The sequence below is a fragment of the Streptomyces sp. SAS_281 genome, assembly GCF_052542855.1.
This window is the reverse complement of sequence record NZ_JBMNDO010000090.1, coordinates 17,915-32,500: the sequence shown is the minus strand read 5'-3', so window position 1 is coordinate 32,500 and position 14,586 is coordinate 17,915. Positions and strand designations below refer to the sequence as shown.

The window sequence follows — 14,586 nt, the reverse complement described above, 5'->3', positions numbered from 1 at the left end:
GGGCCCGGCAGTACGCCGGGCCCCGCGTCCGTCGTCTACAGCAGACCGGACGGCGGCGGGCCGCCCAGTGCCTGCTCGGACCAGATGACCTTGCCCCGGTCGGTGTACCTGGCCCCCCAGCGCTCCGCGAACTGGGCGACGAGGAAGAGTCCCCGGCCGCCCTCGTCGGTGGTGGTGGCGTAGCGCAGGTGCGGGGAGGTGCTGCTGCAGTCCGACACCTCGCAGGTCAGGGCCCTGTCGTACAGGAGCCGGACCCTGATGGGCTCGGAGCCGTAGCGGATGGCGTTGGTGACGAGCTCGCTCAGGATGAGCTCGGTGACGAAGCCCTCCTCGTCGAGGCCCCGGTCGGAGAGCCAGCGCATGGCCTGCTTACGGATTCCGGCGACAGCGGCGGGGTCCGGGGGCACGTCCCACTCGACGCGCCGCGACGGGTCCAGGGTGCGGGTCCGGGCGACCAGCAGGGCCACGTCGTCACCGGGACGACTGGGCAGCATGGCCTCCAGCACGTCGTCGCAGGTCTCCTCGGGGGTACGGTCGCGGTCGGCGAGCGAGCGGCGCAGCAGGTCCAGGCCGTCGTCGATGTCCCGGTCGCGGCGCTCCACCAGACCGTCCGTGTACAGGACGAGGCGGCTGCCCTCGGGGACGTCCAGCTCGGTCATCTCGAAGGGCATGCCGCCGATCCCGAGGGGCAGCCCGGCCGGGATCTCCGGGAAGCCGACCGTGCCGTCGGGCAGCACGAGCGCGGGTCCGGGGTGGCCGGCCCGGGCGATGGTGCAGCGGCCGGACACGGCGTCGTAGATCGCGTACAGGCAGGTGGCACCGGTGATCTCGCCGCCGCCCGACTCCTCCTCCTCCTGGTCCATCCTGACCACCAGTTCGTCCAGGTGGCCGAGGAGTTCGTCGGGCGCCAGGTCGAGCTTGGAGAAGTTGAGGACCGTCGTGCGCAGCCGGCCCATGGTGGCCGCCGCGTGCAGCCCGTGCCCGACGACGTCGCCGACGACGAGGGCGACCCGGGCGCCGGAGAGCGGGATCACGTCGAACCAGTCGCCGCCCACGCCCGCCTGCGCCGGCAGATAGCGGTAGGCGACGTCCAGGGCGTTCTGCTCGGGCAGGCCGCGCGGGAGGAGGCTGCGCTGAAGGGTGACCGCCATCTCGTGCTCGCGGGTGTAGCGGCGGGCGTTGTCGACGCTGACCGCGGCGCGGGCCACCAGTTCCTCGGCGAAGGAGAGGTCGTCCAGGTCGAACGGGTCCGCGTTCTGCGCGCGCCAGAAGTTGGCGATGCCCAGGATGACGCCGCGGGCCCGCAGCGGGACCGAGAGCAGTGAGTGGTACCCGTGCTCCAGGAGGCGGTCGGCCTGTTCCGGTTCGGTCTCGCGCCACTGCCGGGAGGCGGCCAGGTCCGAGACGATCCAGGTGTGACCGGCGCCGGTGCCCAGGCCGCCGGCGGTGGTCGGCCGGTAGCCGATGACATGTCCGGCCGGGTGGAGGGGAGGGTCCTCGGGGACGCTGCGGACGGCGGTGCGGCGGAACTCCAGGGTGTCGCCGGAGGGCGGTCTCGGCTCCCCGCCGCGCAGGACGGCGTCGGCCAGGTCGACCGTCACGCAGTCGGCGAATCCGGGGGCGGCCACGTCCGCGAGCTCCTGGGCAGTGGTGGTGACGTCGAGGGTGGTCCCGATCAGGGCGCCCGCCCGGTAGAGGAGCGTCAGCCGTTCCCGTACGGTCTCGGCCCGGCCGGTGAGGGCCCGCAGCTCGGTGGTGTCGCGGAGGGTGGCGACCATGCCGGGCTGGCCGCCGCGCTCCTCGGTGGGGCGGAGGTTGACGGCCAGCAGCCGGTCCCCGGCGGGTCGCAGCTCGTCCGTGGCGACCTGCCCGGAGGCCAGCAGCTCCGCGGTGCCGGACGCCAGCCCGAGGTCGGTCACCGCGCGGCCCTCGGCGTCGGGCGGGAGGTCGAGCAGCCGCCGGGCCTCGTCGTTGGCGAGCAGCAGCCGGTGGTCGGCGCCGATGATGAGGACGCCCTCGCGCACGGCGTGCAGCACGGCGTCGTGGTGCTCGTACATCCGGGTCATCTCGGTTGGGCCGAGGCCGCGCGTCTGGCGGCTGAGCCGGCGGCTGACCAGGGCGGCGCCGACCGTGGTGAGGGCGAGGGCGGCGACCCCGGCGCCGACGGTGAGGGGGATGCTCGGGTACGCCAGCTTGTTCACGGCCTCGACCTGGATGCCCACCGCGACCAGCCCGGCAGGCGTTCCGTCCCTGCGTGGGACGGCCACCGCCGAGCTGACGGCCTTGCCCCGGCTGGCGTCGACGGTACGGGTGACGGGCCCGTGCTCCAGGGCCTCCTTGAACGGGCCGGGGACCTGCTTGCCGATGAGCGCGATGTCGGGGTGGGTGTAGCGGATGCCGTTGGTGCCGGCCACGACGACGTATTCGACGCCGGTGCTCTGCCGGATCTCCTCGGCGCGTGGCTGGAGGGCGGCCGTGGGGTCCTTGCTGTCGAGCGCCGCCGCCACGCCGGGTGCGTGCGCGAAGGTCTCCGCGACGCTCAGCGACTGGGCCCGCGCCGCGCTCATGCTGTCGCGCCGGCCCTGCACGACGAGGGCGATGACGGCGGCGGCGTCGAGCAGGACGACGATGCCGAGCATGAGGACGAAGAACTGTCCGGCGACGGTGCGGACGCTGAAGAGGGAGAGCAGGCGGCGCCCCGGGGAGGTTCGCCCGCGCGGCGGTTCGGTGGGCGCGGGTGTGTGACCGCCCGGGCGGCCGCCCTCGTGTCGCTGCGGACGCCGGGCGGAGCGGTGAAATATCGCCCGGAATCGACCTGTGCCACCCACATATCCAGGTTTAACACGGATCGTCGCAGGGCGATCGGCGTGCGGGACCGGCCCGCGTGCCCTGCCGGGCCGGGCCGGGCGCGATCGGGTGACAGGCGGGTGGCGGGCGCGCGCCCGGGCGCCGGGACCTCCGCCGTCGCCCGATGATCCGGAAATGGTGCCTGTATTCCTGACGAAGGCGGTCGAGCTGCTGCTCGGCCGGGAGAACCGCTCGCTGCATCTGAAGGCGGCGGGCTGGGCGACGGTGCTGCTCGCCCTGACCGTGCTGGCCGGCTCCTGGCTGGTGGTCCTGGCCGAGCGGCACGCGCCGGACGCCACGATCACCTCCTACCCGAGGGGGCTGTGGTGGTCGGTGGAGACCGCGACGACCGTCGGTTACGGAGACCTCTTCCCGGTGACGCTGTGGGGGCGGATCGTCGCCGTCGTCGTGATGGGTGTCGGCATCACGACGTACGGGATGGTCACGGCGGCGCTCGCGACCTGGTTCGTCGGGCACGAGCAGCGGCGCCGTCACCGGCTGGCCGCCGAGGCCGAGCACGCCGCGCGCCGGATGCGGGACGACACGGAGCGACTGCTGCACGAGCGCTTCGACCGCATCGAACGGCTGCTCGCGGACGCGGGGCGCAGGCCGCCGGGCTGAACGGCGGGACGTCGGGCCGAGACCGTGTCCGGAGTTTCCGGACACGGCCTGGGTCACCCGGCCGTGTATGAACGGCCCCGCACCGGGCACCGGCCTTTTTGATCACCCTCCCCGGGGCCCGGGGAACCGGCAGGATGGCGGTGTACAGGGTCGTCGCCCCCGGGCGGCGGCGCCGGACCGAGGAGGGAGCCCCATGCGGGAGACGCGTGCAGAGCAGTCGCCGCCGGACGAGGAGACCGCTCACGGCGCGGCCGAGGAGGCGCAGGTCATCGTCGTCGGTGCGGGCCCGGCCGGTTCGTCCGCCGCCTACCACCTCGCGAGAGCCGGGGTCGATGTGCTGCTCCTGGAGAAGTCACGCTTCCCGCGCGAGAAGGTGTGCGGGGACGGCCTGACCCCGCGCGCGGTGCACCAGCTGATCCGCATGGGCGTCGACATCCAGGCCCCCGGCTGGGCCCGGTCGCGCGGGATGCGCTGGGTGGCCGGCTCCCGGCAGGTGGAGATCGACTGGCCGGCTCTGGGCGGCTTCCCGGACTTCGGGCTCACCCGCAGCCGGCACGACTTCGACGACATTCGACGACATCCTCGCGTCGCGGCCGGCGCCCGGCTGCGTACCGGGGTGAAGGTGAAGGAGCCGGTGACCGACCGGGCGGGCCGGATCACCGGGGTGGCGGCGGTGGCCGGGACGGCGCCTGTGGTGCACCGGGCCCCCGTCGTGATCGCCGCCGACGGAGCCTCGGCCCGGATCGCGCTCGCGATGGGCCTCCAGCGCGATGCCAAGCGGCAGATCGCCACGGCCGCCCGGCGCTACTACCGCAGCCCGGAGCGCTCCCGGGAGGACTTCCTGGAGCTGTGGGCCGACCTCCGCTTCCCGAGGAGCGACGCCTATCTGCCCGGGTACGGCTGGATCTTCCCGATGGGGGACGGCCGGGTGAACGTCGGTCTGGGCGCGCTCCCCCATCGCCGGCACGGCAGCGCGGATCTGCGGGCCACGCTGGACCGGTGGCTCGCCCGTACGCCCGAGGAATGGGGGCTGCGGGAGGAGAACGCCGAGGGGCCGGTGCGGAGCGCCGCCCTGCCGCTGGGCTTCAACCGCCACCCGCTGTACACCCGGGGGCTCCTGCTGGTCGGTGACTCCGGGGGCATGGTCAGCCCGTGGAACGGCGAGGGCATCGGGCAGGCCCTCGAAGCCGGCGAGGTCGCCGCCGAGACGACGGCGCTCGCGCTGGCGCTGCCGCCGGGGCCGCGGCGGGAGCGGGCGCTGCGCCACTACCCGGCCGAGATGAACCGGCGCTGGGGCCGCTACTACCGGCTCGGCAACACGGCCGCCGATCTGATCTTCAGCCGGTCTGGTTTCCAGCCGGTGCTGAACCGGTACGTGATGGGCTCGCCGGCCCTGCTGAACACCCTGGCCCGGCTCCTCACGAACCTCACGGAGCACCCTTCGCGCGACGCGATCGACCATGTCCTGAACACGGCGGTCCGCCTGGTGCCCGCGCCGGGCCCCCGGCGGCGCTGATCCGGAAGTTGTTCGCCGTTCGCCGGTGGACGCCCCGCACACCAGATGTGAGAACCGAAGGCAATCGATGCACGAGCGAGAGACCGAAGAGACCGGCCGGGGAGCGGGCGCGCGCCCGGAAACCTGGCTGCGCCGCTACCACGCCACGGACGCCCGCGCCGAGCTGGTGTGCTTCCCGCACGCGGGCGGTGCGGCGGGGTTCTGGCGTCCGCTGTCCGACGCCGTCCGGCACGCGCTGGACGTGCGCGCGGTGCAGTATCCGGGCCGGCAGGACCGCTACCGCGAGGAGCCGGTCGAGGATCTGCACCGGCTCGCCGACCTGATCGCCGAGGCCCTGGCGGCCGGCCCCGAGCCGGCCGGGCCGCGCGTCCTCCTCGGGCACAGCATGGGCGCCTCGCTCGCCCACGAGGTGGCGCTGCGGCTGTCCGGCGTACCGGGCCACGGGGCGACGGCGCTGATCGTGTCCGGCAGGCGGGCGCCCTCGCGGCTCGGCTCCGGCCGGCCGCAATCGGATGAGGCGCTGCTCGCACGGATCCGCGATCTCGGCGGCACGGACCCGGCGGTGCTGGCCAGTCCGGAACTGCTCGACGTGATCCTCCCGGCGCTGCGCGCCGACTACGCGGCCGTCGCCGGGTACGTGCCGGGCGGCGGTCTCCTGACGTGCCCGGTCGTCGCCCTCACCGGGGACGGTGACCCGGAGGTGACGCCGCAGGACTCGGGACCGTGGCGCGAGACGACCACGGGCCCGTTCGCCATGCGGGTCCTGGCGGGCGGGCACTTCTTCCTCAACGACCATCTGCCGGCGGTCGCGGAGCTGGCCGTGTCCCTGTCCACCGCCCCGGCGCGGGGGCGGCTCGGCAGCTGAGGTCCGGGGGCGCGCTGAGGCTGTCGTCAGGCGTCCTCCCCGGCCCAACGGGCCGCGAGGAGCAGCGCGATGTCGTCGGGGCGGTCCGCGGCCTGGCGGGCGCGGCGGATGACATGGTCGGCCATGTCGGCGAGCGGGACGGCGCCCGGCCCCGCGAGGGTGGAGCGCAGCCGCTCGACCCCGACGTCGATGTCGAGGCCCGCCTGTTCGACCAGGCCGTCGGTGTACAGGGCGAGCGTGGCGCCGGGGTCGAGGCGCAGTTCGGTGACGGGGTAGGCGGCCTCGGCGTCGATGCCCAGGACGATGCCGCCGGGGAGCTCCATGACCTCGGCGGTGCCGTCGGGCCGGCGCAGGACGGGCTGGGGGTGCCCGGCGCGCACAGCGTGCGTCCGGCCGGTGGCCGGGTCCGTCACGATGTAGCAGCAGCTCGCGAACTGGCCGGTGTCCAGGTCGATGAGCAGGCGGTTGGTGCCGCTCATGACCTCCTGCGGGTCGTGGCCGCTGAGCGCGAAGGCCCGTACGGCGCTGCGGAGCTGGCCCATGGTCGCGGCGGCGGCCACGCCGTGCCCCTGTACGTCCCCGATGACGAGGGCGAGGCGCCCGCGGGTCTCGATCACGTCGTACCAGTCGCCGCCGACGTCCATGCCCTGGGTGCCGGGGAGGTAGCGGCCCTGGGTGTCGATGCCGTGGACGGCGGGCAGCCGGTGCGGCAGCAGGGCGTCCTGGAGGCCGCGGGCGAGCGCGGCCTCGGTGTCGTAGCGCTGGGCACGCTGGAGGGCCTGGGCGATGAGGCCGGCCAGGGCGGTCAGGACCGTACGCTCCTCGGGGCTGAAGCCGCGCGGCCGGCCGAAGCCGAGGATGCAGGAGCCGACGAGCCGCCCGGAGGCGATGAGCGGGAGGAAGGCGCGGGCGCCGACGTCGGTGTCCATGGGGATGCCCGGGTAGGCGGCGGCCAGGCGCTGCATCGACTCGAAGAAGATGGGGCGCCCGGTGGTGAGCGTTTCCACGCCGGGGATGCGGGCGTCCAGGCCGACCGCGTCGAACCGGTCGAGGAATCCCTGGGGGAAGCCGGTCTCCCACTCCAGGTAGAGGTGGCCCTCCTTGAGCAGATAGATCGCCAGCTGCCGGCCGCCGAAGGCCGGAAGCAGCTCCTCGGTGACCACGCGGGAGACCTGCCGGGCGGTGACGGCCTCGGTGAGCGCGATGGCGAGGGCGACCGGCCGGTAGAGGGCGGCGGACCGGTCGGCCGGTGAGCCGAGCCCCAGTCCGGGCGTGACGACGGAGTCCGGGGCGTAGGCGGGCTTCTCGGCGGGCGTGAGGACGGCGGTCAGGCCGTCGTGGCCCGGGTACAGGGAGACGGAGAGCCAGGGGGGCGGGTCGCGGCGGGCGAGGAAGTGGACCGGGGCGTCGGAGATCATCGCGGCCCGGTAGTGGTCCTCGTACGCCGGGTTGGCGAACCAGGGCAGCGCCTCCCAGAACACTCGGCCGACCAGGGCGGCCCGGGGTTGGCCGAGCATGTCCTCGGCGAGCGGGTTGACGTAGGTGATCCGGCCGAAGCGGTCGAACGAGAAGATGCCGCGCGGCAGCCGGTCGGCGGCCTCGGCGACGACCGGGCCGATGCCCAGGTCGACGAGGAAGCCGGTCAGGTGCCCGCCGGGCCCCTCGTCGTCCTGGCGGCGCCCGGAGACCTCCAGCAGGTGGGAGCGTCCGTCCGGCCCGCGCAGCCGCATCCGGCGGACGACGGGGCCGCCGGAGTCCGCCGCCTGCCGGGCCAGCGCCCAGAGGCCGTAGACGTCTTCCGGTGCGAGCCGGGCGGCCAGGGCCTCGATGGTGCCGGGGAAGGGGCCGACACCGGTGCCGAGGATCGCGGCCAGGTCGTCGTCCGCCTCGACGGCACCGGTGGCGAGGTTCCAGTCGAAGCGGCCGATGCGCACGGGCGGGGACGTCTTGGCGGGCAGCTGTACGGGGAGCGGCTCGCCCTCCCACTCCGGCCGGACGCCCGCCTCCGCGAGGGCGGCCAGTTCGGCACCCAGGCCGCGGGCGATGCGCTGGAGCCGGTCCCGGTCGGCGGTGGGCACCGGCTCGTCCCCGGTCGCGGCGCGCAGGACGACGAGGACGCCGACCGGTCGGCGTCCTCGCGGCACCGGCACGTACAGGGAGCCGAAGGGGAACGGCAGTCCGGCCATCAGCTGCGGGAAGCGCCGCATGGCGTCCTCCGCGTCGGAGAGGTAGACCGGGCTGCCGGTGCGGAACGCCTCGGCGACGGGGAACGGCCGGTTCACGTGCATCCGCCACCAGGGGCGGAACAGGGGGCCGGGGAGCCCGGCGAGGACGGCCAGCCGGAGCAGGCCGGGGGTGCGGGAGGGGAGATAGACCCCGCCGGCCCGGCCGCCGACCGCCTCGATGGCGTTCACGACGGACTGGGCGAGCACCAGGGACAGGTCGTCCGGCGCCCGGCCGTCCTCCGGTCTCCCGGGCGGGCCGTCGCCGGGGCCGAACGGCAGCCGAGCGGCCGCGCCGTGCCAGGTCACACAGTCAGGATGCCCCCGGGCGGCGGGGGCGGCACGTCGGAGGCGCGCCCGCTCCGCGCGGCCGGCGGGGTGCGACGCGCGGGAGCGGTGGACACCCACGGGTGTGGTGTCCACCGCTCCCTCACGATCCGTGCGGGCGCTTAGCGGCCCTCGTCCGGCGGCCGGTCGCCGAGCTGGCCGTTCATCTTCTGCTGGGCCGAGTCGACCTGACCGCCGTACTTGCCGCCGGTCTTCTTGTCGACGAAGTCGCCGCCCTTCTCGACTCCCTGGCGGGCCTGGTCCGGATGCCCCTTGATCATGTCCTTGATCTTGTCGAGCATGCCCATGACTGACCTCCTAGAGACGCTGACCGTTCCAGCATCCACGCCCGGCCACGCCCTCGCATTCCGGGACGGGCGGGCACGGCGGCCCTACTGGTCGATCGCCTCGCCGAGGTGGGCCTTCGTCCGGGGGGCGCCGAGCGATCCGCCGTCGAAGGTCCACGACCCGGTGGCGCTCACACCGCCGGCTCCGGAGGGGAGCACCCAGACGACCCCGTTGCCCCCGTCCTCGCCCGGAGCGGCGGCGAGCAGGTCGGAGCGCCCGTCGCCATCGGGGTCGGTCAGGCGGACCTGGGCACCCCAGGCGTCGTACGCCTCGGTCACCCCGGGCACCTCCCCGGAGTCCTGGTTCCAGGAGCGTGCGCCGGCCGTCGTCAGACCGTCGGACGCGCCGCGCAGCAGCCATACGGCCCCCGACTCGATGCGCGACATGTCCGCGCCCGGTGCTCCGACGTCCTCGCCGGGCGCGCCGATGGCCACGTCCGCGCAGCCGTCGCCGTCGGTGTCGCCCACGGACAGGCCGGTGCCCCAGCCGTCGCCCTGCTCGGAGACGCCGGGGACGCCCAGGGAGTCCTGGGACCACCAGAGGGGCTCGGTGCCGGGGCCGGAGGCACCGACGACCGGGCCGTCACCGGCACTGCCGTAGTAGACGCCGACCACGCCGTCCTCCGGCGCGTCGCCGCTGGTGCCGTCGGAGCGGTACGGGTCACCCGTGACCAGGTCGTCGTAGCCGTCGCTGTTGATGTCCCCGGTGGCGACGGCGGGGCCGCCGCGCAGGGAGCGCTCGAAGCGGAGCCCCTGCACCTGGCCGGAGAAGTAGGCGGACCAGCCCTGCCCGCGGGCGGCGCCCGCGCTCGTCCCGGAGACGACGAGGTCGTCGAGGCCGTTGCCGTCGTAGTCACCCGTGGTCAGCGACTTCGGGGCGATCTCGTGTCCGGGTTCGGCGGGGATCACGTCCTCGCGCTGGGCGGGGGCCAGGGGCGCGGCGCCCGTCTTCAGCAGGGCCGGTTCGTAGCGGAAGAGCATGAGGTCGTACCGGTCGGTCACGGCCAGTTCGTCGCCAGGCGTGTCGGGGCTGAAGTGGGCCGCCGCGAGCGCGCTGCCGAATCGCGCCGACGCGCGGGGCTCGGCGGCCTGGAGCCAGTCGCTGTCGGCCCCGGTGAGCCCTTGCGGCGACCCCCACAGCACGACGGCGCCACCCGCGTCCCCCACGGGCTCGATGTCCTCCCCCGGTACGCCGACGATCGCGTCGTCGTAGCCGTCGCCGTTCAGGTCGCCCGTGGCCAGGGACGCTCCGAAGGAGTCACCGGCCTCGGCGGCGCCGCGCACCCCGGGGGTGTTCTGGCTGAAGACGGCGGACGGACTGGTGCCCAGGCCGTGCGCGGAGCCGTACTGCACGGTCGTGAACCCGGCACCCGGCTTGGCGTCGATGCTCCCGCCGGGCGCGCCGGTGAGCACGTCCTCGTGGCCGTCGCCGTTGAAGTCGCTGTGGCGGTCGTTCGCGTGCGTGGCGCCGGAGGTGCCGGCCCAGGCGGTGGGCGCGGCGAGGGCCGCACCCGTCAGCAGGAGCATCGAGGCCGCGAGGACGGCGGCCGAACGGTACGTACGCACGGATGGCTCCTTGGATCAAGGATGGCCGGGCGAGTCCGGGGGGTGCCGGGAAGAGCCCGCTGTCTTCCCGGGCGCCCTGTTCGACACCTCTTGCGCCACAAGGGTTGTACGGCTTTTCCGCGACAGGGCGGTACGGCGCGCGAAAGGGGTGGAAAGGAGCGTTTCCGCTTCTTTCCACCCCTGCTCACGCCCTGCCCCGAGCACGGGGCCGGTGTGGATCAGTACGCGCCGAAGACGTTGTCCATCGAGCCGTACGTGGCGGCGGCGTAGTTGCACGCGGCCGTGATGTTGGCGACCGGGTCGTAGATGTCCATCGACGTCCCGGGCACGTGGTAGGCGTCGAAGGTGGGCTGGATCACCTGGAGCAGGCCCTTGGAGGGCGTGCCGTTGACGGCGTTGATGTCCCAGTTGTTGATCGCCATCGGGTTGCCCGAGGACTCGCGCATGATGTTGCGGTAGATGCCGTCGTAGCTGCCGGGAATGCCCTGCTCGGCCATGATGGCGAGGGATTCCTTGATCCAGCCGTCGAGGTCGTCGGTGTACGCGACGGCCGCCTGGGTCTCGGCGGGCTTCTCGGCCGCGACCGGGACGACGGTGCGCTCGGAGCGGTCCGCGCGGTCGGCACTCTCGGCCCGGGGGGCGGTGTCGCCGTTCTTCTCGGCGGTCTCCGCCTTGAATTCGCTCTTCTCCGCAGCCTTCGGGGCGACGGCCGCGGACGTGGCACCGATGGTGAGCTTCAGGCCCGGGTGAATGAGGTCGGGGTTGCTGCCGACAGCACCGCGGTTGTCCTTGTACAGCCGCTCCCAGCCGCCGCTGAGGGAATGCCCCTGGGCGATCTTGTAAAGCGAATCGCCGGACACCACGGAATAGGTGGTGGACGCGGCCTTGCGCACGGCAATTTCCTTGCCGGCGACGGAAGTCGGGGCCGCGGCCTTTTCGGCGACGACGGTCTTGGCGGGGGCGGCGGAGGCCGATCCGGCCGCGATCAGGGGGAGCGCGAGAACGGCTCCGCCCGCGCTGACGGCGATGAAACCGCGGGTCAGGGACGCGGACTTGGCACGACGGTGCTTACCCGTGAAGGGCATGGCGTATTTCCTCTCCGTCGCCTGCGAGGTGAGCTGTCGGGTTCGGACTGGAGATGTCCGGTCGCGCATGGCGACTTCACCCCTAGCCGCTCCGGATTCCGGACCGGCGGCAAACCTGGGTCCCCCGCTCCTGCCGTACGTGAGTGGTCGGGTTCCCGGACGGCGGCAGGATTCGGCGTTCCATCCGGATTGATGACGGGACCGTAAGCGAGAAACGACGGCCGGAACAAGCCCGGAATTGCTGATCACAATTGTTTTGCAAGATCAATCAAAGGAAATGCTCATGATCGCCCGCGCCGGGGGAAGTCAAATTTCTTGGCACGACTGGGAACCGGGAGATCGGATCCTGCGTCAGAAACGGCCGACGTGACGCTGCCCACTGGACGCACAATGTGCATGTTCGTCCGTTTTGACTGCATTTGACAGCATCAAAACCGCCCCGATCGCCCTCAATTGACCTTTTGCCTATATCAGCACAAAAGGTGCATCGCACTCCGCACTGGCGGCCCAGTCGCCGGTTCCGGCCCCCTCGCTCGCATGATCGCCCTATGGTTAGCCTTACCTAAGTGTTGACGTTCCCCGTTCGCCGTCACAGGGAGATCCCAGGACCATGGCGCCGCATTCCGCCTCTTCTTCCCGCCGTCCCCTCGCCGCCCCCGCCGCCCCTGCCGCCCCCGCCGAACGGGAACTCACCGGCCGGCTGGCCCTCGTGACGGGAGCCGGACGCGGCATCGGCGAGGCGGTCGTGCGGGCCCTCGTCGCGCGCGGCTGCCGGGTCCTGGCGACCGACGCGGCCCCGGCGGGGGTCGACGCCCTCGCCCGGGAGCACGACGGGGACGTCGTCGCCCGGGCGCTGGACGTCACGGACGCGGCGGCCGTCGAGGCCCTGGTCGCCGAGGTCGAGGACTCGCTCGGCACCCTCGACATCACGGTCAACGTCGCCGGGATACTGCGCTGTTCACCGGTCACCGAGCTGACCGACGAGGACTGGCGGGCGACGTTCGCCGTCAACACCGACGGGGTGTTCCACGTCTCGCGGTCCGTCGGGCGCCGGATGGCGGACCGGGGCGCGGGCAGCATCGTCACCGTCGCGTCCAACGCCGCCGGCATCCCCCGTACGACCATGGCGGCGTACGCCGCGTCGAAGGCGGCGGCCGTCATGTTCACCAAGTGCCTCGGTCTGGAGCTGGCCCCCCGGGGCGTCCGCTGCAACACCGTCTCGCCCGGCTCCACGCTCACCGACATGCAGCGCGGGATGTGGCCCGCCGGTGAGGCCCACGACGAGGGGCCGGCCGCGCAGCGCGTCATAGCCGGCGACCTGGCGAGCTACCGCACGGGCATCCCGCTCGGCCGGATCGCCGAACCCGCCGACGTCGCCGAGGCGGTCGCCTTCCTCGTGTCCGACCGGGCCCGCCACATCACCCTGCACGACCTGTACGTCGACGGCGGCGCCACCCTGCGCGCCTGACCCGACCGCCCGGCACCCCGCAAACGCCCCCAGGAGTCCTGGAACGATGACCGCCTCACCGTACGAAGACGCCCCGACCTGGCCCGCCGAGTTCGCCGCCCGTTACCGCGCGGCCGGGCACTGGCGCGGCGAGACCTTCACGAGCATGCTGCGCGAACGGGCCGAGGCCCACGGCGACCGCGTCGCGCTGATCGACCCCGCACCCGAGCGCCGCGCGTGGACGTACCGGGAGCTGGACGAGCGCGCGGCCCGGCTGGCGGCAGGCTTCCGGGCGCGCGGGATAGCCAGGGGCGACCGGGTCGTCGTCCAGCTGCCCAACATCGCGGAGTTCGCCGTCGTCGTCTTCGCCCTCTTCCGCATCGGCGCGCTCCCCGTGTACGCGCTGCCCGCCCACCGCGAGACGGAGATCGGCTACTTCTGCTCCTTCGCCGAGGCCGTCGCCTACGTCATCCCGGACGGGCACGCCGGCTACGACCACCGCGCGCTGGCCACCGCCGTACGGGAGCAGGTGCCCACCCTGAAGCACGTGTTCGTCGTCGGCGACCCGGGCGAGCACACCGCCCTGTCCGACGTGCCGTGCGACGCGGCCGGGGAGCCGGAGGACGGGCCCGAGCCGCACGACCTGGCCTTCCTCCAGCTGTCCGGCGGCACCACGGGCGTGCCCAAGCTCATCCCCCGTACGCACGACGACTACATCTACTCGCTGCGCGGCTCCAACGAGATCTGCGGCGTCGACGCGGACACCCGCTTCCTGGTGGTCCTGCCCGCCGCGCACAACTTCCCGATGAGCTCGCCCGGCTGGCTCGGCACGCTGTACGCGGGCGGCACCGTCGTCCTCTGCCCGCGCCCCGATCCGGCCACGGCGTTCCCGGTCATCGAACGGGAGCGCGTCACCATGACGGGCATGGTCCCGCCGCTCGCCCTGGTGTGGACGGACGCGGCCGCTTCGGCGGAGCAGGACCTGTCGAGCCTGGAGCTGATCCTCGTCGGCGGCGCCAAGTACAGCGAGACGGCGGCCCGGCGCCTCGAACCGGCGCTCGGCTGCCGGCTCATGCAGGTCTTCGGGATGGCCGAGGGGCTCGTCAACTACACCCGGCTGGACGACGACTACGAGACGATCGTCGGTACCCAGGGCCGGCCGATCTCCGAGGACGACGAGATCCGGATCGTGGACGACGCCGGACAGGAGGTCCCCGACGGCCGGTTCGGGCATCTGCTGACGCGGGGTCCGTACACGATCCGGGGCTACTGGCGCGCCCCCGAACACAACAGGTCCGCGTTCACCGAGGACGGGTTCTACCGCACGGGCGACATCGTGCGCCGCACCCCGAGCGGCCATCTGGTCGTGGAAGGGCGGGCGAAGGACCAGATCAACCGGGGCGGCGAGAAGATCGCGCCCGAGGAGGTCGAGAACATCATCCTCGCCCACCCGTCGGTGCACGACGTGTCGGTGGTCGGTGTCGCCGACCCGTATCTCGGTGAACGCACCCTGGCGTACGTCATTCTGCGCGAGGGCGCCGAACCGCCCGGGGCGCTCGCCGTGAAGCGGCATGTGCGCGCCCACGGCATCGCCGCGTACAAGGTGCCCGACCTCGTCGAATTCGTGGACGTCTTCCCGCAGACGGGCATCGGCAAGATCAGCAAGAAGGGCCTGCGGACCGATGCGGCCCCCGCCTCCGCGTCAACTCCCCCCGCACAGAACTGAGACCGCTCCGCGCGGCA

Annotated in this window: 10 protein-coding genes and 1 riboswitch; of the genes, 5 read left to right on the top strand and 5 right to left on the bottom strand. The window is 73.4% G+C overall.

From position 1 onward, the window contains the following. Positions 1 to 35: 35 nt before the first annotated feature. Entirely contained in the window at positions 36 to 2,639 is a 2,604-nt protein-coding gene (locus ACN6LM_RS27740) for a SpoIIE family protein phosphatase (RefSeq protein WP_445068115.1), read from the bottom strand. A 343-nt stretch (positions 2,640 to 2,982) separates the two neighbouring features. On the opposite strand from ACN6LM_RS27740, the gene ACN6LM_RS27735 reads away from it, so the two are divergent. The 3 genes from ACN6LM_RS27735 to ACN6LM_RS27725 all read left to right on the top strand — a co-directional run bounded on the left by ACN6LM_RS27735 (position 2,983) and on the right by ACN6LM_RS27725 (position 5,849). After that, positions 2,983 to 3,468, top strand: a complete 486-nt coding sequence (locus ACN6LM_RS27735; protein WP_383305833.1) for a potassium channel family protein — start codon at positions 2,983 to 2,985, stop codon at positions 3,466 to 3,468. Between the two features lie 193 nt (positions 3,469 to 3,661). Then, the gene (locus ACN6LM_RS27730) at positions 3,662 to 4,984 is read left to right on the top strand and encodes a geranylgeranyl reductase family protein (protein ID WP_445068111.1); all 1,323 of its coding nucleotides are present in this window, start codon (positions 3,662 to 3,664) and stop codon (positions 4,982 to 4,984) included. Positions 4,985 to 5,051: 67 nt separating this feature from the next. Then, positions 5,052 to 5,849: a thioesterase II family protein gene (locus ACN6LM_RS27725; RefSeq protein WP_445068110.1), complete on the top strand. Its 798-nt coding sequence runs from the start codon at positions 5,052 to 5,054 to the stop codon at positions 5,847 to 5,849. Between the two features lie 26 nt (positions 5,850 to 5,875). Here the strand turns inward: ACN6LM_RS27725 and ACN6LM_RS27720 are convergent, their stop codons facing one another. From ACN6LM_RS27720 to ACN6LM_RS27705, 4 genes are all read right to left on the bottom strand, one after another. Further along, complete coding sequence (locus tag ACN6LM_RS27720) at positions 5,876 to 8,380, bottom strand: SpoIIE family protein phosphatase (protein ID WP_445068109.1); 2,505 nt, start codon at positions 8,378 to 8,380, stop codon at positions 5,876 to 5,878. Between the two features lie 140 nt (positions 8,381 to 8,520). Next, entirely contained in the window at positions 8,521 to 8,706 is a 186-nt protein-coding gene (locus ACN6LM_RS27715) for an antitoxin (protein ID WP_445068108.1), read from the bottom strand. A gap of 84 nt (positions 8,707 to 8,790) precedes the next feature. Further along, positions 8,791 to 10,311, bottom strand: a complete 1,521-nt coding sequence (locus ACN6LM_RS27710) for an FG-GAP repeat protein (RefSeq protein WP_445068107.1) — start codon at positions 10,309 to 10,311, stop codon at positions 8,791 to 8,793. A 218-nt stretch (positions 10,312 to 10,529) separates the two neighbouring features. Further along, positions 10,530 to 11,396, bottom strand: a complete 867-nt coding sequence (locus tag ACN6LM_RS27705) for a transglycosylase SLT domain-containing protein (protein ID WP_445068106.1) — start codon at positions 11,394 to 11,396, stop codon at positions 10,530 to 10,532. Between the two features lie 3 nt (positions 11,397 to 11,399). Then, a riboswitch (cyclic di-AMP (ydaO/yuaA leader) is annotated at positions 11,400 to 11,584 on the bottom strand. Between the two features lie 422 nt (positions 11,585 to 12,006). On the opposite strand from ACN6LM_RS27705, the gene ACN6LM_RS27700 reads away from it, so the two are divergent. After that, positions 12,007 to 12,864, top strand: a complete 858-nt coding sequence (locus ACN6LM_RS27700) for a 2,3-dihydro-2,3-dihydroxybenzoate dehydrogenase (protein WP_445068105.1) — start codon at positions 12,007 to 12,009, stop codon at positions 12,862 to 12,864. A gap of 46 nt (positions 12,865 to 12,910) precedes the next feature. Continuing rightward, positions 12,911 to 14,569 (top strand): (2,3-dihydroxybenzoyl)adenylate synthase, encoded by a 1,659-nt coding sequence (locus ACN6LM_RS27695; protein ID WP_445068104.1) that lies wholly within the window; start codon positions 12,911 to 12,913, stop codon positions 14,567 to 14,569. Positions 14,570 to 14,586 lie beyond the last annotated feature (17 nt).

What these genes read in the sequence shown, in the direction of transcription:
- ACN6LM_RS27735 (WP_383305833.1), top strand. Translation starts at nt 2,983, where the DNA reads ATGGTGCCTGTATTCCTGACGAAGGCGGTCGAGCTGCTGCTCGGCCGG.
- ACN6LM_RS27705 (WP_445068106.1), bottom strand. Translation starts at nt 11,396, where the DNA reads ATGCCCTTCACGGGTAAGCACCGTCGTGCCAAGTCCGCGTCCCTGACC.
- ACN6LM_RS27695 (WP_445068104.1), top strand. Translation starts at nt 12,911, where the DNA reads ATGACCGCCTCACCGTACGAAGACGCCCCGACCTGGCCCGCCGAGTTC.
- ACN6LM_RS27740 (WP_445068115.1), bottom strand. Translation starts at nt 2,639, where the DNA reads ATGCTCGGCATCGTCGTCCTGCTCGACGCCGCCGCCGTCATCGCCCTC.
- ACN6LM_RS27730 (WP_445068111.1), top strand. Translation starts at nt 3,662, where the DNA reads ATGCGGGAGACGCGTGCAGAGCAGTCGCCGCCGGACGAGGAGACCGCT.
- ACN6LM_RS27715 (WP_445068108.1), bottom strand. Translation starts at nt 8,706, where the DNA reads ATGGGCATGCTCGACAAGATCAAGGACATGATCAAGGGGCATCCGGAC.
- ACN6LM_RS27700 (WP_445068105.1), top strand. Translation starts at nt 12,007, where the DNA reads ATGGCGCCGCATTCCGCCTCTTCTTCCCGCCGTCCCCTCGCCGCCCCC.
- ACN6LM_RS27725 (WP_445068110.1), top strand. Translation starts at nt 5,052, where the DNA reads ATGCACGAGCGAGAGACCGAAGAGACCGGCCGGGGAGCGGGCGCGCGC.